This window comes from Rhizobium aethiopicum, from assembly GCF_900094625.1.
Lineage (GTDB): Bacteria > Pseudomonadota > Alphaproteobacteria > Rhizobiales > Rhizobiaceae > Rhizobium > Rhizobium aethiopicum.
Genome location: NZ_FMAJ01000010.1, coordinates 35,000 through 57,292 on the forward strand (window position 1 = coordinate 35,000; position 22,293 = coordinate 57,292).

Consider the following 22,293-nt stretch of genomic DNA (forward strand, 5'->3'; position numbering starts at 1 on the left):
TCCCGCCGGATTATTCCTTGGCGATCGGACCGACGAAGTTGGTGTCGAAGCTCGGACCCAGCTTGAAGTCCTTCAGGTTCTTGCGATAACCGGCCACCTCGGTTTGCTGGAAGATGATGACGAAGGGGCTGTTGGCAAGGAACTTCTTCTGGATATCCTCATACATTGCTGCGCGCTTGGCGTTGTCACGTTCGAGAAGTGCTGCCTTGGCTATCTTGTCGAGCTCCGGCGTCTCCCAGGTGTTGCGCCATGCGAGTGTCTTTACCGTACCGGCATCGGAATTGTCGGGATTGCTGGTGAAGGTATCGGCATTGGAATTCGGATCGAAATAATCAGAGCCCCACTGGCCGATATAGATGTCATGGGTGCGGGCGCGATATTTGGTCAGCGTCTGCTTGCCGTCGCCGGGAATGATCTCCAGCTTGACGCCGGCCTGCGCCAGGGTCTGCTGCATGGATTCGGCGATACCTGTCACCGGCTGCGTATTGCGCACATCCATCGTAACCGAGAAGCCGTCCGGAACGCCGGCCTTGGCAAGCAGTTCCTTGGCCTTGGCGACGTCGAGCTTGTAAGGGTTCTCGTCGAGGGCGCCGAGCTGGCCCTCCGGCAGGAAAGTCTGGTGGATCTCGCCGATACCCTTGATCAGCGTCGCGCCGATCGCGTCGTAGTCGACCAGATATTTGAACGCTTCCTGTACCTCGGGTTTCTTCAGGTTCTCGTTCTTGTTGTTCAGGCTGACGTAGTAGATCGTGCCTTTCGGTGCGCTTGTCGTTGCGAGATCGGCATTCTTGGAAACGGCGTCGATGTCGCCCGGCTCAAGGTTTCGGGCGATATCGATGTCGCCGGCTTCAAGCGCCAGCCGCTGGGCCGCACTTTCCTTCATGTAGCGATAGATGACGCGGTTTAGCTTTGGCTTGTCGCCGTAATAATTGTCGTTGCGCTCCAGCACCACGACTTCGTTGGCCCGCCATTCGCGCAGCTTGAAGGCGCCGGAGCCGGCATAGCCGGTCTTCAGCCACTCGTTGCCGAAATCATTGTCGTATTTATGCTCGGCATCCGGCGTCACCGCCTTCACATGCTCCAGCACCAGCTTCTTGTCGACCACGGAAGCGACCGTCGCCGTCAGGCAGTTGAGCACAAAGCTCGGCGCATAGGCCTTGTCGACTGTGAAAACGAAGGTGTTGGCATCGGTCGCCTTGGCCTTTTCGGTAACGTTGTCGCCGGTCAGGCCGAACTGGGTGAGGATGAAGGCGGGGCTCTTGTCGAGCTTAACGGCGCGCTCGAACGACCAGGCGACGTCTTCGGCGGTAATCGGATTGCCCGAGGCGAATTTCAGGCCGGGCTTCAGCTTGAACGTATAGGTGAGGCCGTCATCGGAAACGCTCCAGCTTTCGGCCAGATCGCCCTTGACCTTGGATGTATCAGCGAGATCGAGGCGGACAAGCAGGCTGTAGCTGTTGCTGGTGATCTCCGCCGTCGAAAGCTCGAAAGCTTCGCCGGGATCCATGGTGATGATGTCGTCGATGGCGAAACCCTCGACCAGCGTGTCCTTGGGCGTTTCGGCAAAGGCGCCGGGCGCCGTCATCATCAGAAGCGAAAGAGCGGCTCCTGCCGAAAGCAGGCGGAAATTGCGGCTGAGCTTGGTGATCATCATGGTTTGTTCCCCTGTTCGTGATTGATTACGAAGCGTTTTGTCGGTCATACCCTGTTAAAACTATTGTCCGTTTTCAGTGCGTCCAGAGGCGCGCGCGGCACTCTAGGCGGCGTCCTCCCGCCAAGCGTGTGCCAGAATGCGAAGCCAATTTTCACGGGCAAGTTTAGTCAGGTCGGCTTCACCATATCCAACCTCCCGGAGAGCGGCAATCAGCTTCTGATTGCCGGCAGCATCGCCGATTTCCTCAGGAATGGTGGCGCCGTCGAAGTCTGATCCGAGCCCCACACAGTCGATGCCGATGCGGTTCACCAGATAGTCGATGTGCCGGATCATGTCGCCAAGCGGCGTATCGCTGTCGGAGCGGCCGTCGGCGCGCAACATGGCGGTGGCATAGTTGATGCCGACGAGCCCGCGGCTTTCGCGGATCGCGTCGAGCTGCCTGTCCGTCAGATTGCGCGCAACCGGCGTCAGCGCGTGCGCGTTGGAATGGCTGGCGACCAGCGGCTGGTCCGTCGTCTTCGCCACGTCCCAGAAACCTTTTTCGGTGATATGGGCAAGATCGATCAGGACACCGAGGCGGTTGCATTCCCTCACCAGCTCGAAACCGGCCCCGGTGAGGCCGGGCGCCGTATCAGGCGACATCGGAAAGGCGAAGGGCACGCCGTGACCAAAGACGTTGTGCCGGCTCCACACCGGCCCCAGCGAACGCAGCCCCGCTGCATAGAAGACTTCGAGGGCCGAAAGATCGGCACCGATCGCCTCGCAGCCTTCCATATGCATGACGGCGGCGAAAATATTGTCCGCCATGGCGCTGCGGATGTCCTTCACCGTCCGACAGAGCCGCCAGGCACTTGCCGCATCGAGGCGCAGCGCGATCGCGGCCATTTCGGTGGCGATGGCAAGGGACGGCAGCGGATCGAGAGGGGCCGCCATCGGCGTGATATAACGCCCCTCGACGTCCGGATCGGCAAAAACGAGATCGCCTGATGGAATGTAGATGGCGCAGAGACCACCGGAAAGGCCGCCCTCCCTGGCTCGATGCGCATCTATATGGCCGACCGTCGTGCCATCTGCGAATTCGGCGATCGGGTCGCTGCCGTCCTTTGCGTGTGTCCAGAGCCGGAGGAGAACGTCGTTGTGACCGTCGAATACGAATTGCATCTGTCTTCCTGCGCTGCCCACTGCATAATTCCTTAAATCGGAATCGATTTAAGAATAAAATTATGCAGCATTCAAAGTGCTACAGCGTCCTTTGCGCGTCCTTTCAGACGCGCGGCGCTGTAGAGGGCGTATGACGTGGCAGAATAGAAAAGCTGGCGGGATTCGCCATCTCTTTTTTAAAAAATCTGTCGTCGTCTCCAAGAGCTTCGCCGCAAATGGAAACGGGGGCCGAAGCCCCCGCAAATGATCCGTTCGCACTGCCTGAGATCAGTGCTTGCGCCTTTTCTTCTGTCTGTAGACGTCGATGACGACAGCCGCGACGATGATGAAGCCCTTGACGATTTCCTGATAATAGGCGTCGATCCTGAGGAAGGTGAAGCCTGACGTCATGACGCCGAGAATGATGGTGCCGATGACGGTGCCGGTGATGCGCCCGACGCCGCCGGTGAGCGAGGTGCCGCCGATGACGGTTGCGGCGATCGCATCGAGTTCGTATCCGACACCCATGCTCGCCTGCGCCGTTTCGGCGCGTGCCGCCGTGACGATACCGGCAAGACCTGCGAGCAATCCCGCGATCACATAGACTTTGACGAGGTGCGCCTCGATATTGATACCGGAAACACGGGCGGCCTGCGGGTTCGCGCCGATGGCGTAGGTGAACTTTCCATAGCGGGTGTAGCGCAGCGCGATATGAAAGATCAGTGCAACGACGAGGAAGACGACGACTGGCCAGGCTTTCGTTCCAATGAAATGAAACTGTTCGGTGATGCCGGAAACCGGCTGTCCCTTCGTATACCACTTGGCAACGCCTCTGGCCGAAACGAACATGCCGAGCGTTGCAATGAATGGCGGGATCTTCGTGTAGGCGATGAGCGCACCGTTCGCCAGACCGGCGGCCGCGCCGATCAGCAGGCCAACCATGATGGGCACGACAGCCGGCAGGTCGGTCAGCGAGGGGAAGACGGCCCGCCCCCAGGTGGAGGACTGGGCGAAACTTGTTGCGATCATCGCCGTCATGCCGACGACCGAGCCCGATGAGAGATCGATGCCACCTGTAATGATGACCTGCGTGACGCCGACAGCGATGATGCCGATGACCGAGACCTGCAGAATCATGATTGTCAGGCGCTGCGAATTCATCAGGAAGCTTTGGCCGATGAACATCCAGCCGAGCACTTCATAGATAAGCGCAATGCCGACGAGCACGAGGAAAATGCTGAGCTCCGTCGGCATACGCCGCCGCCGTTGCCGGGTTGCGAGCGGCGCCGCGCCCTCTGCTGCCTTGGTACTCATGTCAAACCTCCCTTCGGCGATCGCAGACGGCGCATCACTGCGCAGCCAGCTCCATCACCTTGATCTGCGTTGCTTCATCGCGATTGAGGAAACCGGTCACGCGTCCTTCATGCATGACCATGATGCGATCGCTCATTCCGAGAACCTCGGGCATTTCGGACGAGATCATGATAACCGCCACGCCGTTTCGCGCCATTTCGGTGACCAGCCGGTGGATTTCCGCCTTGGCGCCGACATCGATGCCGCGCGTTGGTTCATCGAGGATCAGGATCTTCGGATGGGTGAGCAGCCAGCGCCCGATCAGGACTTTCTGCTGATTGCCGCCCGAAAGGTTTTCCACCCGCTCGTAAAGGTTAGGCGTTTTCACGCGCAACCTTTTCGCCATGTCTTCGCAGGTCGCCTCGAGTGCGCCCTGCTGCACGAAGCCACCCTTGACATATTTGTCCTGCAGGACGGCAATCTGCATGTTTTCCAGAATATCCAGGATCAAGAGGCAGCCGGTGTCTTTCCGGTCCTCTGTCAGGAATGCCATCTGGTGACGAATGGCCTCGGTCGGCGAGGAAATCGTCACCGGCTTGCCGAATAGCTCGATTGTTCCGGAGCTTGCCGGCGTCACGCCGAAGAGCGTTTCGGCGACGTTCGACCGTCCGGAGCCGACGAGGCCGGCCACGCCGAGGATCTCGCCGGCCCTGACCTCGAAGGAAACGTTGCGGAAGACGCCGTTGAGACAAAGATCCTTGACTGACAGGACCACCTCACCGATCGGTACTTCTTCCTTCGGAAACATCTGGGTGATCTCGCGCCCGACCATCATGCGGATGATGTCGTCGCGGGTGACCTCGGTCGAGGCATGCGTGCCGATATATCGGCCATCGCGGAAGACGGAGAACTCGTCGGCAATCTCGAAAAGCTCGTTCATCTTGTGGGTGATGTAGACGATGCCGATCCCCTGGGATCTCAGATCGCGGATGATGCGGAAAAGATGCTCGACCTCACGCTCCGTCAGAGCTGAAGTCGGCTCGTCCATGATCAGGACGTCGGAATTGTAGGAAACCGCTTTGGCGATTTCGACCATCTGCCGGTTGGCGACCGACAGGTACCGGACCTCGATATCGGGATCGATGTCGATATTAAGCCGGGAAAACAGCTCCTCGGTCATGCGATGCATCACGCCGTGATCGACGAAACCCAGGCGGTTCTTCGGCTCGCGGCGGATCCAGATATTTTCCGCAACGGTCATGAATGGCATCAGGTTCAGCTCCTGATGGATCATGGCAATGCCGTTCTCCAGCGCGTCGAGCGGAGATTTCAGCCGGATCTCGACGCCCTTCAGGCGGATATCGCCCTTATCGGGTATGTAGATGCCGGCAAGGATCTTCATCAATGTCGATTTGCCAGCGCCGTTTTCGCCCATCAGCGCATGCACGGAGGCGCGCTTCAACCGGAACTGCACGTCATCGAGGGCGACGACACCAGGAAATTCCTTGCGAACGCCTTCGGCGCTCAAAAGATATTCCGCATTCGGAACTGCGCCGCTTGCGCGCACCGCTGCCATGGTTGTCGGGCTGACGGCCATATCATCTCCTCCGGATCGGACAGGCTGAAAGGATGCGGGCAAAGCCCGCATCCCCGTTGGCACTCGCCTCAGTTCTTGGCGACGAAGTCCTTGACGTTTTCAGGCGTGACGAGCTGGAAGGGAATGTAAACCTTCTTCTCGACCTTTTCGCCCTTGGCAATCTTGAGCGCCGCATCGAGCGCACCCTTGCCTTGGCCGGCGGCATCCTGGAATACCGTGACGTCGAGGTCACCCGCCTGCATGGCGGCAAGCGCGTCCTGGGTGGCGTCGACGCCGCCGATGACGACCTTGCTCATATCCTTGCCGGCTGCCTTCAGCGCCTGGATGGCGCCGATCGCCATTTCGTCGTTGTTGGAGATGACGGCGTCGAACTCGATGCCGCTGGACAGCCAGTTCGTCATCAGGTCGGCGCCCTGGGTGCGGTCCCAGTTGGCGGTCTGCTCTTCGACGATCTCGATGCCCTTGCACTCGTCGGTCTTGACGACGTCATGGATGTCCTGGGTGCGCATGCGCGCAGCCTGGTTGGAAAGCTCGCCCATGATAACGACGGCTTTGCCCTTGCCACCGAGAATGCGGCAGATTTCCTTGGTTTCCAGCGTGCCGGATTCCTGCTCGTTGGAAGCGACGAAAGCCTGCTTTTCCGGCAGCGTATCGACGTTGACCGGCTGGCGGTTGACGTAAACCAGCGGAATGCCGGCATCGGCCGCAAGCTTCGACATTGCCGTCGTCGCATCGGTATCGACAGGGTTGACGATGATTGCATCGACCTTGGAGGCGATGAAATTCTGGATCTGGCTCTGCTGCTTGGAAACGTCGTTCTGCGCGTCTTCGACCTGCAGGGTGACGCCGGAAAGGGTCTTAGCATAATCGGTCATGCCGTTGCGAAGAACGGTCAGGAAGTTGTCGTCAAACTTCGCCATCGAGACGCCGACGGTTTCCGCGTGAGCGGCCGTCGACATGACGAGCGCCATCGCGGTGCCCAGGATAAACTTTTTCATTTTACTTCCTCCACAAAGCGGTGCCCGGCTGCACCCTCCTCACGCCGGAGCTCCAGGCATCCGCCCTGAAGCCGCTATTTGCTGCGCCGCCTCTCCCGCGGCGTTCCGAAAACGGAACAAACAAACCGTAAAATTTGCTCTGCGGAATATTCATTCCATTTTCTGGGGGCCGCGTCAAGCGCATTCTCGGGCGTTGTGCAAGACAGGGGCAGCCTCCATCTATGGGAAGGTCGAAGACAGACTCACCGCCGCAGGCCCTTCGACATCCACCGCGGCCGCTCATTTGAAGATCTTGGAGACAGGACCGATGTCCATTTCGATTTATCGCCTTACCGTTCCCATGTTCCAGCGCGGCCTCGCCAGCCTGAGGACCTATCTCGACAAGGCTGAAGCATATGCGAAGGAGAAGAATATCGACCCTGCGATCCTCGTCTCCGCTCGGCTTGCGCCCGATATGCTGCCGCTCGCAGGCCAGTATCAGCGGGCCAGCGACAGCGCCAAGTTCACGCTCGCCCGTCTGACTGCGACCGACGCTCCGAAGTTTGAGGATAACGAGACGACGATCGAGCAGCTGCGCGAGCGCCTGGCAAAGACTGACGCCTATCTCGCCGGCATCTCGGCGCAAGCGCTGGAAGGCGCGGAAAGCCGCCAGATCACTCTACCGGGCAGGAGCGGCATCGTGCTGCCGGGTGATGAATATGTCGCCACCTTCGCCCTACCGAACTTCTACTTCCACGTCGCCACCGCCCGCCATCCTGCGCAACCAGGGCGCACCGATCGGCAAGCGCGATTATCTCGGCTGATTCAGTCGGGTAAAAATAAAGGGAGCTTCGTCGTCATTCGAAGAAGACGGAAAATGCTCTACCGGGGGCGGCGCGTCACCGGCCCCGTTTCGGTCAACTCGGTATAGGCAAGCGTCTGGTCGAGATGGCGCGCTCTCAGCGAAAGCAACTTCTCGGCATATTCAAGCCGGGTCGCCGCATAGGCCGGATCAGTCGCGACATTGTCGAGTTCCATTGGATCGTCGCAGAGATTGAAGAGCAGCGGCGGCAGTGCGGCAAAATGCACATATTTGAACCGATCGTCGCGGATCACGGCGAGATTGCACTGGTTCGACTTCAGACCGAAATGCCGCTCCGCCTCGCCTTTGGCGATGTCGCGGAAATCGAACTCCCAGAATATCGCGTCGCGCCAGCTCTCAGAACGCCCGCCCATGATGAATGGCATCAGGGACCGGCCGTCGAGCCCGTTCTTCGCCTCGATGCCGAGCCTTTCGCAAAGGGTCGGTAAAATATCCGCGGCGCTGGTGAAATCGTCGACGATCCTGCCGGCAGCACCGTTTGCGGGATCGCGGATTATCAGCGGGATATGGTAGCCGCCGTCGAAGAAGCCGCCCTTGCCGAGCGTCCAGTGATCTCCCGCCATCTCGGCATGGTCCGAGGTGAAGACGACGAGCGTGTCGTCCCAAGCGCCCGCATCCTTGAGCGCCTGCCAGATGCGGCCGAGCTGCGCGTCGACCTCCGATATCATCCCGTAGTAAATCGCCCGGATCGCCGCGAAATCCTCGCTGTTCCAGGCGCTGAGCGGCCCTTGCGCCCCGTGGATGAAGCTGCCTTTGTCGGTGAGCGCCATGGCATAGGCGAGATAGGGATGGGCTGCCTGTTCCGCTTCGCAATTTTCCGCACGCGCAAAGGCCGGCCCGGCATCCGGCTTGAACATCCGGTTGAACGGCGCCGGCACCGAAAATGGCGGGTGCGGCCGCAAGAAGGAGAGATGCGCAAACCACGGCCGGTCCTGTTCGCCCATCCAGCGAATGAACTCGCCGGCCAGGAAGGCGGTCTGGGTCTCATCGCTGGAATAGGCTGGCGCCGCATCGGAAATTTCGCCGGCCTGCGCACCGACGGGGATATGAAGGTCGCGGCTGACGGCATTCAAATGGCCACGTGATCTGAGCCATGATAGCCATTGCCGCTCATGCTCGGGCAGCAGCTGGCGAGCGGTAAAACCAGGCAGCACGCCTTCATAGGTCGTCAGATGCGGGTCGGCCGCATCCATGCCGCGCGGATCGGGCGCCGTGTCCGTATAACCGAACAGCGTCGGGTCGTATCCCGCCCGCCGGGCCGCCAGCGCCAGATTGTCGAACCGCGCGTCAAGCGGCGAACCATTGCGGCAGACGCGGTGGTTCATCTGATACAGGCCGGTATAGAGCGTGGCCCGGGCCGGCGAGCAGGGGGCCGCCCCGGCATAGTGCCGCCGGAAGAGCGTGCCTTCCCTTGCCAAGACATCGAGATTAGGCGTTTTCACGCAAGCATGGCCGAGCGCCGACAGGCAGTCGCCACGCCATTGGTCCGCAGTGATCAGCAGAATATTGGTCCGGCGGAGCTTCTCAATGCTCATTGGCTCAATGCTGGTTGGATTTTGCATGCCAGTTCCAGGCAGAGCGGATGATCTCGGACAGATCATACTGCGGCACCCAGCCGAGCACGTCACGCGCCTTGTCGTTGTTGGCGACCAGCGTATGCGAATCTCCTTCGCGCCGCCCGATATATTCGACGGGGAAGGGCCGGTTCGACACGTCCTCGATCGCCCCGAGCAATTCCTTGACCGTCGTTCCCGTGCCGGTGCCGAGGTTGAGCGCGACGGATTGGCCGCCCTTCAGCAGATATTCGACGGCGCGCACATGCGCGTCGGCAAGATCCAGCACATGGATGTAGTCGCGCACGCAGGTGCCGTCGCGCGTTTCGTAGTCACTGCCGAACACCTTGAAGCCCTGGCGACGGCCGAGCGCGGCGTCGATCGCCAAGGGAATCGCATGCGTTTCCGGCTGGTGCCACTCGCCGATCCGGCCTTCGAAATCCGCGCCGGCCGCATTGAAATAGCGCAGCACCACCGAGCGCAGGCTCTTGTACTGGTCGTAATCGGCAAGCGCCTGTTCGACGATATATTTCGTCCGCCCGTAGGGATTGATCGGCAGCTGCCGGTGCGTCTCGTCGAGCGGAACGCTCTGCGGCAGGCCATAGGTGGCGCAGGTGGAAGAGAAGACGAAGGCCTCGATACCGGCCGCCTGCGCCGCCGAAAGTAGCGTCAGAGTGCCGATCACATTGTTTTCATAGAAGGAAACCGGATCCTTGACCGATTCGCCGACTTCGATCAGCGCCGCGAAATGCAGGATGGCCGAAGGCTTGTGCTTGGCCAGCACCTCATCCAACCGGGCGCGATCGCGGATATCGCCCTCCTCGGCCGGCCCCCATTTGACGAACTCGCGATGGCCGTTCGAAAAATTGTCGAAGACGACAGGACGATAACCCTTGTTCGCCAGGTCAAGGCACGTATGCGAGCCGATATAACCGGCGCCGCCGACCACAAGAACCGTTTCACCTGCCATGCACCACCCTTAATTATCAGTGAGAGATGGAAGAAACCTAGACGAGATAGACGTCAATAAAAAGAAGGAACTGCGAACGGCACGAGCGGACAATACGTCAATTGCCGCAACCCGCGGTCTCCCGCGCGTTTTGCCCGAAGCCGCGTCATTGATGAATTATTCGCGTGATTTGCATAACCACCCGATTTAAGCGGCTTCTACCATCGGATGATGATCAACGATCCGCGGCAATCCGGCAGGGAGAACGGGAATGAGGAAGGCATTGATCGTCTGGGGCGGCTGGCAGGGCCATGAGCCGGAACAATGTGCCCATATCGTCGCCGATCTCCTGCGCGAAGACGGCTTCGCTGTGGAGGTGACCGGCGATCTCGGCATATTTCGATCTCCGACCCTGGCCAAGGCGGATCTGCTGGTGCCCATCATCACCGGCGAAACGCTGGACAAGCCCTATGCTAGCGCCTTGGTCGAGGCCGTGCGCGGCGGGTTGGGACTTGCCGGCCATCACGGCGCGCTCGCCACCTCCTTCAAGGAAAGCGCGCCGTTCCGCTACGTCTCCGGCGTCACCTGGGTCGCTCACCCCGGCAACATCATCGATTTCCGCGTCGCCGTCACCCGGCAGGGCGATCCTGTCATGGCGGGCATTCCCGACTTCGACTATCGCTCGGAGCAATATTATCTGCATTATGATCCGACAGTCGAAATCCTCGCCACCACCACCTTCACCGGTGCCTACGATCCGGCGGCGCGCAATGTGGTAATGCCCGTCGTCTTCAAACGCCATTTCGGCGCCGGTCGCATCTTCTATTCCGCTCTCGGCCATGTCGCCGCCGAATTCGACCATCCCTATATGCCGCTCATCCTGCGGCGCGGCCTCGGCTGGGCCGCTCGCCAATAGCACCAGGACGACACATGCTGTTCCTGGCGGCTGAGTGTTTCAATCTGAAAGCGAAAGGTTTTAACGAGCCGCTTTCAGCTGCAGGTCGTTCTCGGGGGCGGCGACCGCCCCGTCATAGACCCGCATCAGCCGTCCGGCCGCCTTCAGCTTCTCGATGAGATCGTGTCCGTCGGGCGAGGCCTTCGTCAGTTCCAGCTGCTCGAATTCCTTGAGCGCCTGCATCCAATGGCTATCCCCGCGCCCCTCCGGCCGGCCTTCCGATTCCCACAGCGAATAAGCGCGCTGGCTGACCCAGACGTCCCTATTGTGACTCATAACAAACCCCAGCCGAAAAATTTGGAAGCGAATATCGATAGCCGACAAGGTGCCAAAGCTGGCTTTAGGAGTCGTTACGAGGCAACGTTATTTTTTAGATAATACGAAGAAATGCCGATACTTAGGCCGTGATAAAGTAATATGAATTGACGCGATCACGCTGCTGCGGCCCTTGCCGATACGGCAAAGGCCGCAGCATTGTCTGAGGCAATCAACGGCGTTCCCGTTTACGACGCCAGGGCGCGTCCTTCTGCCAGTCGCCGGCCATGATGCTTCCATACGGGACGACCTCGTCGACCACCTCGGCCAGACCGTAATGCTCGATCTGGGCCCGCACGTTGGCGGCGGACTTGTAGGCGCTCGGCAGTTCCGAGGCGTCGGCGAAGCCCGAGAAGAAGCGAACGTCCAGGCCCGCCGTCTCCTTTTCCAGGATCGCCGCCAGGTTGTTCGGGCTCAAGCCGCGGGCATCGGCGCCATATTCTTCCGCCAGGCGCCTGAGATGAGCGCTGCGCGAAAAATTACGGCCGGCCCCGTGCGGCGAGAAGCCGAGGCCATGGGCGGCGTTGGAGCCGCGGACGATCAGGATCGGTTCCGCCATGTTGAGCGGAATGATCGTCAGATCGGTCGCATCCTCGGCCCATTTGTCGAAGGCCGGCGTCGCCCCCTTGCCGTGGTAGAACAGGCCATCCGATTTCCGGAAAACGAAATTGTGTTCGTTCCAGAAACGATCGGCCACCTTCGCCGAGAGCCTCTCCGCTGCCATGTCATGCAGGACATAGTGGTTTTCCCTCGTCCACTGCCTGACTATCTGCAGGGCCGACCAGTAGAGGTCGCCCTCTTCAGTGTCGGCGGGAATCCACGCATTGTCGCGCAGGGTTTCCGGCGAGATCCGCTCGCGAAAGCGGTTTGCGGCCTTCATGCCCTTGTCGTAGAGCCGGGCACCCGGGGCGCGCGACCCGTGATGGGTGACCAGCGCGGTCTCGCCGGTCGATTTCATCGTCCCCACATAGGCGAAGTGGTTGCCGTCACCCTGCGTGCCGAAATGCTCGATACCGGCGCTCAGCGCTCCTTCCTGCAGAAACGGGTTCTGCTGGAAGGCCGAAAGCGTCGCTTCGGAAGGCTTGATCTGCGCACCGCGCGGACGGCCGCCGGGACCGAAATGCGTCACCGCATGCACGGCATCCAGAAGCGATTTCGGATCGACGTCCGGAAAGATCGAGATCGCCATGGAGCAGCAGATATCCGCCGAGTGCATGCCCGGATGGATCGCCTCCGATGCCACGACGCCGCCAACCGGAATGGTGCCGATCGGCCCGGCCGGGCAGGCGTCCGGCATGATCGCCGCAGCCCGGACGACCGGCGTGCGCACCAGCGCCCGCATCGTGGCGTTGACCTTCTCGACATTGTCCTGCTCGAAGGCGTCCTCGGCGCGGATATTGGAATAGATCTCGATATCGTTATCCGCTCTCAGGGCGAGCGTCGGCCCCGGCTGGAAAGCCCTTGCCGCTTCGAGCGCCTCTGCGGCCGAACCGCCTTGGCTCAAAACCCTGTTGGCGGCATCGAGAGCTGGGCGAAACCATTTTCCCTGGCTCATGCCTGCGTCGATCAAATCCTGTCCGCTCATTATCTCGGTCATCTTCTTTTCTGCGTCTGCAGTCCTTCTTCTTCGTTGCATTTCAGGCTGGCCAGGGCGACGATTTTCCCGGAGACCTTACCGCACGCATTCCATCACCGATGGCGCGATGCGGCCCTGTAGTCCGACCGGCGGCATTCGCCCTAGCTTCTTGCATCCCGGTGACAAGACGTTGGCGGGACGTTGCTGAGCTACACATTCCTTGCGGGAACATGGGATGATTTGAACATCCGACCTCTCCGCCGGAGATCGGCGGAGAGCTCTTTCCTGTTGTCCTGCCGGCATTCACCGGCCATTTTTGCCACGGCGACAAGGGTGGACGAAACCGGTGTGGCCCCGCTCGTGCCAGAGAGCGCCGCCAAGGACAGGAGTCGAACCTGTCGGGCCACCTCAGGGTGGAGGCTGTAGTTCCGTCCGGCATTCGCCGCTGCAATTTCGGTCATGGCGACAAGTGTTGAGGAAACATCCTGCGCATCCTCCTCCCTTTCGGGATTCGGGCGGCAAGGCGGGCCTTGAACCCGCGCCCTTTCGGGTTACCGATGTAGTTTCCTCGGCATTCGCCATGTCTTTTACATGTTTTTCGATTGGTCCGTGACGACGAGATGTGGTGGAACACCCGCTCTATCCGCTGAGCTACGGGTCCTTGTTTTTTGGGGGACCCGACGGGATTCGAACCCGCGACCTGGAGATTAACAGTCTGTAGTTCCATCCGGCATTCGTCACGGTGCCTCGCGCCGTTCACTGGCGGCGCGAGGCAATTTCAAAGATCGATCGCTTCGATCCGGCGAACCCATTCGCCCGGACCAGACTTGCCGGCCGCGAAGCTGGTGATGGCTCCGTAGACGGCATCCGAGAAGCCGCCGATGTTCAGCACGTCCGCTCCCGTTGCCGGCGTCTGGACGTAGGGCTGGATGTCGAGGCAGACCAGCTTCGCCGCCGGGTTCAGCCTCTTGATCCGCGCCCATTCAGCCATCATCGCGGTCGCCTGGCCGTGCCCCCGCGCATCCATCCAGGACTGGTTGTCCGAGACGAAGAGCACGAGGTCGACCGCCGCCTTCTCCTTTGCCAGCAGCCGCAGCGGCGCAGAGCAGTTCGTTCCGCCGCCGCCAACCGCCGCGAGCTTCGCCGCGTTGGTCATCACGCTGTCACGCCCGTTCAGGTGGACGTTCACGACGTCCTGTTCGAACGGGATGATACGTGTCTGCCGGTTACGCCGCAGGAACGACGCAGCCATGAGTGCTGCGACATCGATGCAGCGGACGGCTGATGCCGCGCCCTTCCGGTAACCGGTAACGGGGGACGACATGGAGCCGGAGACATCCGGGCAGACCACGACATTGCCGCCGATGGTCGGCACGCTGGAGATGGCCACCTCCATCGCATCCTGCAGAGCATCGGCAACGACAGCCGGAGCCGACTGGTTCGCCATATGCCACGCCACCATCAGCTGGTAGGGGAAGACGCGCGCCTTCCGCACCGCTTCCGGATCGGCGATCCGTGCAGCAAGCCGTTCGGCCACGCCATCCACCTCGAACACGCCGTTTCGGGCAAAGGTGTTGAGGTTCTGGCGCACCATCTGCCAGGAGCCCTTCAAGGCGACTTCCGACCACTGCTCCTTGCTGAGACCGAGCGAGGTGAGCATCTGAAACGGCACGGACGGCAGCGGCAAGCTGCTATCGCGCTTGAACGCTTCGAAGGCCTTTACCTCCGCCGGCAATGCGGCGACATCATAAGGCTTGCCGATCGCCCAGGCATAGAGCGCCTGACGCTCCGCGTCTTGCGGCTTCGGATGTACCATCCGGATCACATCCGGCAGCGAGGGATCATTGCCGACCATCGCGTGCAGGAACTGTTCCGTCGTCACCCGGTCGAACCAGGCCTGCACCATCTTCTTCGGCCGCGTTCCGAGCGATTTCCGGCCGGTCACATCCGATCGGATGACCTGCACGAAGCCGCGCAACATCTTGCCGCTCTTCACGACACGCGGAAAAGCCCGTGCAAAGGCATCGCTTTCGAGGCCCGAAAGCATAGCCAGCAGCATGACCGGCATGTCCTTCATATGGCCCTTCTCTGCCGCATGGATCGCGAGCTTTGCCAGGAATTCCGGCTCGACCTGCGCGCCATGGCGCATCACAGCATCGAGCTGTTCCCCGGCATCCGCATAGAAAGTGTCGCTGAACGTTCCGGTAACGGCATATTGCGCCAGGGCTTCACGGGGCGAGAGCGCATAGGCTGCAGCGCCTTCGTGATTGGTCGTCGTCGTGCCGCCAAGCAGCTTTCCGACATAGGACTTGAAGATTGCCTTGTTCACCATGGCAGCACCTCTTTGATTGAGTTCTGCGTGATACAATTCAAGTGGCGTGCCAGTTTCTAAAAACTGCGGCAACCCTCTATGGTTTGCGGTCATCTCATTGATTCCAAACCGTTAAAATTCACGAGAAAATTTCAGCTGAAAATTGCGAATTCTGCGGAAACGAATTACTCTATATAAAAATATAGGAACTTATAATTTTGGATAGGATATGAAGCGCCGCGTCGCCATCAGCATTCTCGGCACCACGCTCGATATGGGTCGTCGCGAAGACCGGTGGACGCGATGGCGGCCGAATGTCGGCCTCTGCCAACAGGCCGGCCTCTTCATCGATCGGCTGGAACTGATCCACGACAACCATTCCGACTGGCTGGCCAAGACCGTGATCAGGGATATCGAGACGATTTCGCCCGCGACGGAAGTGCGTCAGCGCATCATCAATCTGGGAGATCCGTGGGATTTTTCCGAAGTCTATACGAGCCTCCGGGATTTTGCCCGCGGCTATAGTTTCGACCCTGACGCCGAAGACTATCTCATCAACATCACCACCGGGACTCATGTCGCCCAGATCTGCTGGTTCCTCTTGACCGAAGCGCGCATCATTCCTGGCAGATTGCTGCAGCTCTCTCCGCCGCGCGACCGCGAACCGGGACAGGATTTTGCCGGGACACATCGCATCATCGACCTCGATCTGTCCCGTTATGATGAAATCGCCAAGCGCTTCGCATCCGAACAGGCCGATGCCGCCTCGTTTCTGAAATCCGGCATTTCGACGCGAAATCTCGCCTTCAACCGCATGATCGACGAGATCGAACGTGTGGTCATTCGCTCCACTGCCCCTGTCCTGCTGACCGGCCCGACCGGTGCGGGAAAATCCCAGCTTGCCAAGCGCATTTACGAACTCAAGAAGGCCGAGCGAAAAGTCAGCGGCCCGTTCGTCGAGGTTAACTGCGCAACGCTGCGCGGGGATCACGCCATGTCGGCGCTTTTCGGCCATATCAAGGGCGCCTTCACCGGCGCGGCAGGCGAACGGCCCGGCCTGCTGAAGTCGGCGGACAAGGGCGTGCTCTTTCTCGACGAGATCGGCGAACTCGGTCTCGATGAACAGGCCATGTGCCTGCGGGCGATCGAGGAAAAGCGCTTCCTGCCGGTCGGCGCCGATCGCGAAGTTTCCGCCGACTTCCAGCTTCTTGCCGGCACCAATCGCGATCTAGGCGAAGCCGTCCATCGCGGCCAATTCCGCGAGGATCTTTTTGCCCGGCTCAATCTATGGACTTTCCAGTTGCCGGCATTGCGCGAACGCAAGGAGGATATCGAGCCAAATCTCGATTTCGAACTGCGACGTTTCCTTGAGCGTGAAGGGCAGAACGTGACCTTCAACAAGGAAGCGCGGAGCCGCTATCTCACCTTTGCGACCGGCTCGGAGGCTGTCTGGAGCGCGAACTTCCGCGACTTGTCCGCCTCCGTCACGCGCATGGCGACGCTTGCGCCTCAAGGCCGAATCACCGTGGAGGTCGCCGACGACGAGATCCGACGCCTCAAAGCCGCCTGGCGCGGTTCATCGGGACGCCAGTCCTCCGACGACATCCTGATCGATCTGCTCGGCGAAGACGCCACTGCCCGCCTCGATCGTTTCGACGCCGTTCAACTCGCCGCCGTGCTTCGCACCTGCCGGGAGCATGCCAGCGCCAGCGCCGCGGGCCGGGCATTGTTCGCAAATTCGCGTCTGGAAAAGAAGAGCAGCAACGACGCCGATCGCCTTGCCAAATATCTCGCGCGTTTTGAGCTGAAATTCGAAGACGTGAGGAAAGGCGGCTAGCCGGCATCTCCTCGCCTGCATCTTGATTCCGATTCCGGATGTATCGACCGAATGACCTTGCAAGTAGCGGCAACCGTCCGACGCGAAATGCCGCCCATGTTTCTGGGTACGCTTCGTGCCTGTGTCTTCGGTATGGACAAGAGAGAAACTGGAGCGGGCGAAGGGATTCGAACCCTCGACCCCAACCTTGGCAAGGTTGTGCTCTACCCCTGAGCTACACCCGCTCAATCCGCATCGGTCCGGGGTAGTCGTTGGACCGTGGGCGCCGCCTCGTGGCGACGGGCGCTATATGGCCTAACGGATTTTCAAATGCAACAGGGAAATGACGGCGAAGCGAAGAAAAATTCCGATGTTCGCAGAAGTGGCGCGGAAAGGCCGCAAAAGTGGGGGTAGAGCGTCGGTTGTGAAGATTGCCAAACATTGTGGACGGACTTAATCAGGACGCCTCGACTTTCCCTATCCCCATCCGATGGATTGCCAGATGTCCGAAAATACCCCCAAGACAAGAGAAGAATTGTTCGCCTTCCTAGACGGGCTCGGCATCGCCCATAAGACCGTGGATCATGCGCCTGTTTTCACCGTGGCCGAATCAGTTGCGTTGCGCGACGCGATCCCCGGCGGCCACACGAAGAATCTGTTCGTCAAAGACAAGAAGGACAGGTATTTTCTGCTGACGGTGGAGGAGAATGCCGAGGTCGACCTCAAGCAGGTTCACACCATTATCGGGGGTTCCGGCCGGGTCTCCTTCGGCAGAGCCGAGAAGCTGATGGAGTATCTGGGTGTCATTCCGGGGGCGGTCACCGCCTTCGGCGCGATCAACGATGCCGGTGGGAACGTCACCTTCGTGCTGGATGCCGATCTGATGGAAGAGGAGATCGTCAATTGCCACCCGCTCTCCAACGATGCGACGACATCGATTGCGAGCGGCGACCTCGTCCGTTTCATGGAAGCGACCGGACATAAGCCGCTTGTCTTGAAAGTGACGTCCTGACATACGATTTTAGCGCTACAATGAGCCGGCAGGATCGGCGCGGCGGGAGATACCTATGAGCGGCAGCAACAACCCCTATAACGGTTCCTTCGGAAATCAGATGTCGGCAACGGCAAGCTTCGGCGCTCAGCCGGAACCGGCGGCTGCGGCCGGCAGCTACATCACTGACACGACCACCGCGAATTTCGGCAAGGACGTCATCGAGGCATCGCGCAAACAGCCGGTGCTGGTCGATTTCTGGGCGCCCTGGTGCGGTCCCTGCAAGCAGTTGACACCGGTTCTGGAGAAGGTGGTCAACGAAGCCAAGGGCCGAGTCCGGCTGGTCAAGATGAACATCGACGACCATCCCTCGATTGCCGGCCAGCTCGGCATCCAATCGATCCCTGCCGTCATCGCCTTCGTCAACGGCCGTCCGGCCGATGGCTTCATGGGCGCGGTGCCCGAAAGTCAGATCACTCAGTTCATCGACCGTATCGCCGGCCCGGCCGGTGCCGACGAGGCGGCCGAAATCGAAGCCGTGCTGACGGAAGCGGCGGAGCTTCTCGCCGCCGGCAACATCAACGAGGCGGCGCAGCTTTTCGGCGCGGTCATGCAGGCCGATCCCGAAAACGCCAAGGCGCTTGCCGGAATGGCCGAATGCATGATCGCCGCAAATCAGCACCAGCGGGCGCGAGAAACGCTGACCGATCTGCCGGAAGAGCTTGCGAAAGACGCCGGCATCCAGGCGGTGCTGAAGAAGCTCGACCAGATTGAAGAGGCCCGCAAACTTGGCGATCCCGTTGCGCTCGAGCGTGAGCTGGCTGCCAATCCTGATAATCACGAGGCGCGGCTGAAGCTCGCGAAGATCCTCAATGTCGAAGGCCGGCGCGAGGAGGCGGCCGATCATTTGCTGCTCATCATGCGCAAGGATCGCACCTTCGACGATGACGGCGCCCGCCGGCAACTGCTGCAGTTCTTCGAGGTCTGGGGTTTCAAGGATCCGGCGACGGTTGCTGCCCGGCGCAAGCTTTCGGCGATGCTGTTCTCCTAAGATCAATATCCGCCCTTGCGTTTTCGGGCGGGGGCACCACATTCTCGTCAGAACGGGCGTGCCCGTTACAAGAATGCGGGACGGTTTCATGCAAGTCGGTAATGCCAGATACCTGAAGCCGGGCGATCTGCCTGATGCGATCGCCGTCTTCCCCCTGACCGGGGCTCTCCTCCTGCCCGCCGGGCAGCTTCCCCTCAACATCTTCGAGCCGCGTTATCTGGCGATGCTGGATGCAGCACTCGCCGGGAACCGGCTGATCGGCATGGTGCAGCCGGCACTCGGCGAACATGAGGAGAAGGGCGGCGAGCACAGCCTCGCCACTGTCGGCTGCCTCGGTCGAATCACATCCTTCGCCGAGACCGGCGACGGCCGCTATATCGTGTCGCTGACCGGGGTGTGCCGCTTCCGGCTCCTCGAGGAGAAAGCGACCAGCGACCCGTTCCGCACCTTCCGGATCGCGCCGTTCATCGCCGACCTCTCGGCTGAGAACGAGGAGGAGGCGGTCGACCGCGTGGCGCTGCTGACCGCCTTCAAAGCCTATCTCGACGCCAATAAGCTGGAGGCCGACTGGGAGAGTGTCGAGCGGGCAAGCAACCTGACGCTCGTCAATTCGCTCGCCATGATGTCGCCGTTCGGGCCGGCTGAAAAGCAGGCGCTGCTGGAGGCGCCGGACCTAAAGACGCGGGCCGAGACGTTGATCGCGATTACCGAGATCGTCCTGGCGCGCGTCTTCGGTGACTCCGACACGGTTCTGCAGTAGACTTCGGTGATGGACGAAAAACTCAGCCGTGTCGACCCGAAGCTGCTCGAACTCCTGGTCTGCCCGCTCTCCAAAGGGCGGCTTTCCTATGATCGCGAACACAATGAGCTCGTGTCGCAAAAGGCGCAGCTCGCCTATCCGATCCGCGACGGCATTCCGATCATGCTGGTGTCCGAGGCTCGCCGGCTCGACGAATAGCCTCGTTAGATCCGCTTCAAATCGTTTGGCCGGCCAACAGTCGTGGATTGTTCTTCGCCGTCGTTCCCGCCGCCTGGCCGATGAAGAAGGATTTGAGGCGCGGCAGCCGGTCGACGATGCCAAGACCGACATCGCGGGCGATGCGGATCGGCATTGCGTCGTTGGAGAAGAGCCGGTTCAGAACGTCTGTGGTCACACCCATGCGGAAGGTGTCGAAGCGCCGCCACGTCTGGTAGCGCTCGAGAATATTGATCGAGCCGATATCGAGGCCGAGGCGGTCGGCCTCGACGATGGTTTCGGCGAGTGCCGCCACATCCTTGAAGCCGAGATTAAGGCCTTGCCCTGAGATCGGATGGATGCCGTGGGCGGCATCACCGGCCAGCGCGAAACGCGGCACGACGAAGGAGCGGGCGAGCGTCAGGCCGAGCGGGAAGGCGCGTTTGTCGCCGATAACCTTGAGCGCCCCGAGCTTATGACCAAAGCGACGTTCCAGCTCCTCCTCGAAGATCAGATCGTCGGCGGTGACCAGCCGGTCGGCATCATGTGTGCGCTCCGTCCAGACAAGCGAGGAGCGGTTGTTCCGGAGCGGCAGGATGGCAAAGGGGCCGGCCGGCAAAAAATGTTCCTCGGCGCAGCCGTCATGCGGCCGCTCATGTTCGACGGTCGCGACGATGCCGGACTGGCCGTAGTCCCAGGTGACGGTCCTGATGCCGGCGAGATCGCGCAGCTTCGAGCGCACGCCGTCGCAGGCAACCACCAGCCGGCAGTCCAGCGTGCTGCCGTCCGAAAGCGTGACGGTCACATGGCTGTCGTGCGTTTTGAGCTCCGTCGCGCCAAGTCCGTGGCGTATGTCGATGCCGAGCCGTTCGCAGGCGCCGCGAAGGGCTGCGACCATGGCGACATTCGGAACCATGTGAGCGAATGGCCGGCCTTCGGCCACTTCGCCGTCAAAGGTGAGGAAAACCGGGCGAACCGGATCGGAGGTCCGGGAATCCGTCACGATCATCTTGGTGATCGGCTGCGCTTCCGGCTCGATCTCGGTCCAGATGCCGAAGATTTCCAGCATCTTTGCCGCCGCCGCGATGACGGCGGAAGCGCGCGTATCGTTTTTCCAGACATGTTCGGGCGCGGCCTCGACAACCGTGACGTCCAGATGGGGTGCTGCCTGCTTGACCGCGACGGCCGCGGAAAGGCCGACATAACCCCCGCCCACAACCAGCATATCCAGCATCGCGCCGCTCCCGTACCTTGTACCTCAGATATGACCTATATAGATCATCGCAACTTCACTTCCTACCGCCGGGAGGCATACAAAATGACGCGCGAGACATCAGAACCTTCGGCGATGGAGAGGCTGCTTGCGACGCTCGATCTCGAACCGATCGAGGTCGATATCTTCCGCGGCCGCAGCCCCCAGGCCGGCTGGCAGCGGGTCTTCGGCGGGCAGGTGATCGGCCAGGCGCTGATGGCGGCGCAGCGTACCATCGAGGCCAGGCGTTTCGTTCATTCGCTGCACGCTTATTTCATGCGACCCGGCGATCCCTCGGTGCCGATCATCTACCAGGTGGAGCGCATTCGCGACGGATCGAGCTTCAACACAAGGCGTGTCGTCGCGATCCAGCACGGCAAGGCGATCTTCGCGTTGTCGGCTTCCTTTCAGGGAGAGGAGCCGGGTTTCGACCACCAGATCGTCATGCCTGACGTGGCGATGCCCGAAGAGCTGCTCGGCGAACAGCAAATCAAGGAGCAATATCTCGCACATGCGCCCGAAGCGATCCGGAAATACTGGGAGCGCGAGCGGCCGATCGAAATCCGCCCCGTTTCGCTGACCCATTATTTTTCCGACCGGAAGCTCGATCCCAGGCAGGACGTCTGGGTGCGCGCCACAGGTCCGGTTCCCGACGACCGGCTCTATCAGGCGGCGGTACTTGCCTATCTCTCCGACATGACGCTGCTCGACACGTCGCTTTATGCACACGGCACGTCCATTTTCGATCAAAGCCTGCAGGTGGCGAGCCTTGATCATTCGATGTGGTTCCACAGACCCTGCAAACTCGACGACTGGTTGCTCTATACGCAAGACAGCCCGTCGGCCTCTGGCGCCAGAGGGCTGACCCGCGGCAGCCTTTTTACACGGTCGGGCGTGTTGGTCGCTTCCGTTGCGCAGGAGGGCCTGATTCGGAAAAAGGCAGATGATTAAAAGACGTGCATATTTTTAAATTTGCGCATTATTTGTGCGCTTATTGGCCAATCATTTGCCTGTTTATTGGCGTT

At 60.6% G+C, this 22,293-nt stretch carries 18 protein-coding genes, 1 tRNA gene and 1 pseudogene; 8 read left to right on the top strand and 12 right to left on the bottom strand.

Translation table 11 applies throughout. The features are described from left to right. Positions 1-10 precede the first annotated feature (10 nt). The 5 genes from GA0061105_RS20745 to GA0061105_RS20765 form a co-directional block, all read right to left on the bottom strand. Positions 11-1,654 carry an ABC transporter substrate-binding protein gene (locus GA0061105_RS20745; RefSeq protein WP_092752565.1) on the bottom strand — a complete coding sequence of 548 codons (1,644 nt, stop codon included), beginning with the start codon at positions 1,652-1,654 and terminating at the stop codon, positions 11-13. Between the two features lie 102 nt (positions 1,655-1,756). Continuing rightward, positions 1,757-2,815 carry a dipeptidase gene (locus GA0061105_RS20750; RefSeq protein WP_092752566.1) on the bottom strand — a complete coding sequence of 353 codons (1,059 nt, stop codon included), beginning with the start codon at positions 2,813-2,815 and terminating at the stop codon, positions 1,757-1,759. Positions 2,816-3,082: 267 nt separating this feature from the next. Continuing rightward, positions 3,083-4,108, bottom strand: a complete 1,026-nt coding sequence (locus GA0061105_RS20755) for an ABC transporter permease (RefSeq protein ID WP_064696618.1) — start codon at positions 4,106-4,108, stop codon at positions 3,083-3,085. Positions 4,109-4,142: 34 nt separating this feature from the next. Next, a complete protein-coding gene (locus GA0061105_RS20760) occupies positions 4,143-5,684 on the bottom strand; it encodes a sugar ABC transporter ATP-binding protein (protein WP_064696617.1) in 1,542 nt (513 codons plus the stop codon). Between the two features lie 68 nt (positions 5,685-5,752). Continuing rightward, entirely contained in the window at positions 5,753-6,682 is a 930-nt protein-coding gene (locus GA0061105_RS20765) for a sugar ABC transporter substrate-binding protein (RefSeq protein WP_092752568.1), read from the bottom strand. Between the two features lie 307 nt (positions 6,683-6,989). Between GA0061105_RS20765 and GA0061105_RS20770 the strand changes: the two are divergent. Beyond that, a pseudogene (locus GA0061105_RS20770) lies at positions 6,990-7,485 on the top strand (DUF1993 domain-containing protein). Positions 7,486-7,543: 58 nt separating this feature from the next. Here the strand turns inward: GA0061105_RS20770 and GA0061105_RS20775 are convergent. Both GA0061105_RS20775 and galE read right to left on the bottom strand, forming a co-directional pair. Beyond that, a complete protein-coding gene (locus GA0061105_RS20775) occupies positions 7,544-9,106 on the bottom strand; it encodes an alkaline phosphatase family protein (RefSeq protein ID WP_092752570.1) in 1,563 nt (520 codons plus the stop codon). Continuing rightward, positions 9,084-10,067 (bottom strand): UDP-glucose 4-epimerase GalE, encoded by a 984-nt coding sequence (gene galE, locus GA0061105_RS20780; RefSeq protein WP_064696613.1) that lies wholly within the window; start codon positions 10,065-10,067, stop codon positions 9,084-9,086. The genes GA0061105_RS20775 and galE overlap by 23 nt, the downstream gene beginning before the upstream one ends. 250 nt (positions 10,068-10,317) lie before the next feature. Between galE and GA0061105_RS20785 the strand changes: the two genes are divergently transcribed. Continuing rightward, positions 10,318-10,962: a ThuA domain-containing protein gene (locus tag GA0061105_RS20785; RefSeq protein ID WP_092752572.1), complete on the top strand. Its 645-nt coding sequence runs from the start codon at positions 10,318-10,320 to the stop codon at positions 10,960-10,962. Between the two features lie 60 nt (positions 10,963-11,022). Here GA0061105_RS20785 and GA0061105_RS20790 read toward each other — a convergent pair whose 3' ends face one another. From GA0061105_RS20790 to GA0061105_RS20805, 3 genes are all read right to left on the bottom strand, one after another. Further along, positions 11,023-11,277 (bottom strand): DUF2934 domain-containing protein, encoded by a 255-nt coding sequence (locus GA0061105_RS20790; protein WP_064696611.1) that lies wholly within the window; start codon positions 11,275-11,277, stop codon positions 11,023-11,025. A gap of 211 nt (positions 11,278-11,488) precedes the next feature. Beyond that, positions 11,489-12,901, bottom strand: coding sequence for an RtcB family protein (locus GA0061105_RS20795; RefSeq protein ID WP_092752763.1), 1,413 nt, complete (start codon positions 12,899-12,901; stop codon positions 11,489-11,491). Between the two features lie 769 nt (positions 12,902-13,670). Further along, positions 13,671-15,224 carry a TROVE domain-containing protein gene (locus GA0061105_RS20805; RefSeq protein WP_092752574.1) on the bottom strand — a complete coding sequence of 518 codons (1,554 nt, stop codon included), beginning with the start codon at positions 15,222-15,224 and terminating at the stop codon, positions 13,671-13,673. A 208-nt stretch (positions 15,225-15,432) separates the two neighbouring features. Here GA0061105_RS20805 and rtcR point away from each other — a divergent pair, with 208 nt between their 5' ends. Continuing rightward, on the top strand, positions 15,433-17,040 hold the full coding sequence (gene rtcR / locus GA0061105_RS20810; RefSeq protein ID WP_064696608.1) for an RNA repair transcriptional activator RtcR: 1,608 nt from the start codon (positions 15,433-15,435) through the stop codon (positions 17,038-17,040). A 149-nt stretch (positions 17,041-17,189) separates the two neighbouring features. Here rtcR and GA0061105_RS20815 read toward each other — a convergent pair. Beyond that, positions 17,190-17,264: transfer RNA gene (locus GA0061105_RS20815), tRNA-Gly, on the bottom strand. A 257-nt stretch (positions 17,265-17,521) separates the two neighbouring features. Here GA0061105_RS20815 and GA0061105_RS20820 point away from each other — a divergent pair. The 4 genes from GA0061105_RS20820 to GA0061105_RS20835 all read left to right on the top strand — a co-directional run bounded on the left by GA0061105_RS20820 (position 17,522) and on the right by GA0061105_RS20835 (position 20,019). Next, the gene (locus GA0061105_RS20820) at positions 17,522-18,031 is read left to right on the top strand and encodes a prolyl-tRNA synthetase associated domain-containing protein (protein ID WP_092752765.1); all 510 of its coding nucleotides are present in this window, start codon (positions 17,522-17,524) and stop codon (positions 18,029-18,031) included. Positions 18,032-18,086: 55 nt separating this feature from the next. Then, complete coding sequence (gene trxA, locus GA0061105_RS20825) at positions 18,087-19,061, top strand: thioredoxin (protein ID WP_064696607.1); 975 nt, start codon at positions 18,087-18,089, stop codon at positions 19,059-19,061. Positions 19,062-19,134: 73 nt separating this feature from the next. After that, entirely contained in the window at positions 19,135-19,821 is a 687-nt protein-coding gene (locus GA0061105_RS20830) for an LON peptidase substrate-binding domain-containing protein (protein ID WP_208601681.1), read from the top strand. Positions 19,822-19,830: 9 nt separating this feature from the next. Then, positions 19,831-20,019, top strand: coding sequence for a Trm112 family protein (locus GA0061105_RS20835; RefSeq protein ID WP_064696606.1), 189 nt, complete (start codon positions 19,831-19,833; stop codon positions 20,017-20,019). A gap of 16 nt (positions 20,020-20,035) precedes the next feature. Here GA0061105_RS20835 and GA0061105_RS20840 read toward each other — a convergent pair whose 3' ends face one another. Further along, positions 20,036-21,250, bottom strand: a complete 1,215-nt coding sequence (locus GA0061105_RS20840; RefSeq protein WP_092752576.1) for a ubiquinone biosynthesis hydroxylase — start codon at positions 21,248-21,250, stop codon at positions 20,036-20,038. An 84-nt stretch (positions 21,251-21,334) separates the two neighbouring features. On the opposite strand from GA0061105_RS20840, the gene tesB reads away from it, so the two are divergent. Continuing rightward, on the top strand, positions 21,335-22,219 hold the full coding sequence (gene tesB / locus GA0061105_RS20845) for an acyl-CoA thioesterase II (RefSeq protein WP_092752578.1): 885 nt from the start codon (positions 21,335-21,337) through the stop codon (positions 22,217-22,219). The last annotated feature ends 74 nt before the right edge of the window (positions 22,220-22,293 follow it).

Bases quoted from the DNA above. Each gene is read 5' to 3' on its own strand.
- GA0061105_RS20835 (WP_064696606.1), top strand. From the start codon at position 19,831: ATGGACGAAAAACTCAGCCGTGTCGACCCGAAGCTGCTCGAACTCCTG.
- GA0061105_RS20795 (WP_092752763.1), bottom strand. From the start codon at position 12,901: ATGAGCGGACAGGATTTGATCGACGCAGGCATGAGCCAGGGAAAATGG.
- GA0061105_RS20820 (WP_092752765.1), top strand. From the start codon at position 17,522: ATGTCCGAAAATACCCCCAAGACAAGAGAAGAATTGTTCGCCTTCCTA.
- galE (WP_064696613.1), bottom strand. From the start codon at position 10,067: ATGGCAGGTGAAACGGTTCTTGTGGTCGGCGGCGCCGGTTATATCGGC.
- GA0061105_RS20790 (WP_064696611.1), bottom strand. From the start codon at position 11,277: ATGAGTCACAATAGGGACGTCTGGGTCAGCCAGCGCGCTTATTCGCTG.
- GA0061105_RS20830 (WP_208601681.1), top strand. From the start codon at position 19,135: ATGCGGGACGGTTTCATGCAAGTCGGTAATGCCAGATACCTGAAGCCG.
- GA0061105_RS20750 (WP_092752566.1), bottom strand. From the start codon at position 2,815: ATGCAATTCGTATTCGACGGTCACAACGACGTTCTCCTCCGGCTCTGG.
- GA0061105_RS20805 (WP_092752574.1), bottom strand. From the start codon at position 15,224: ATGGTGAACAAGGCAATCTTCAAGTCCTATGTCGGAAAGCTGCTTGGC.
- GA0061105_RS20775 (WP_092752570.1), bottom strand. From the start codon at position 9,106: ATGCAAAATCCAACCAGCATTGAGCCAATGAGCATTGAGAAGCTCCGC.
- rtcR (WP_064696608.1), top strand. From the start codon at position 15,433: ATGAAGCGCCGCGTCGCCATCAGCATTCTCGGCACCACGCTCGATATG.
- tesB (WP_092752578.1), top strand. From the start codon at position 21,335: ATGACGCGCGAGACATCAGAACCTTCGGCGATGGAGAGGCTGCTTGCG.
- GA0061105_RS20785 (WP_092752572.1), top strand. From the start codon at position 10,318: ATGAGGAAGGCATTGATCGTCTGGGGCGGCTGGCAGGGCCATGAGCCG.
- GA0061105_RS20745 (WP_092752565.1), bottom strand. From the start codon at position 1,654: ATGATGATCACCAAGCTCAGCCGCAATTTCCGCCTGCTTTCGGCAGGA.
- GA0061105_RS20760 (WP_064696617.1), bottom strand. From the start codon at position 5,684: ATGGCCGTCAGCCCGACAACCATGGCAGCGGTGCGCGCAAGCGGCGCA.
- trxA (WP_064696607.1), top strand. From the start codon at position 18,087: ATGAGCGGCAGCAACAACCCCTATAACGGTTCCTTCGGAAATCAGATG.
- GA0061105_RS20765 (WP_092752568.1), bottom strand. From the start codon at position 6,682: ATGAAAAAGTTTATCCTGGGCACCGCGATGGCGCTCGTCATGTCGACG.
- GA0061105_RS20755 (WP_064696618.1), bottom strand. From the start codon at position 4,108: ATGAGTACCAAGGCAGCAGAGGGCGCGGCGCCGCTCGCAACCCGGCAA.
- GA0061105_RS20840 (WP_092752576.1), bottom strand. From the start codon at position 21,250: ATGCTGGATATGCTGGTTGTGGGCGGGGGTTATGTCGGCCTTTCCGCG.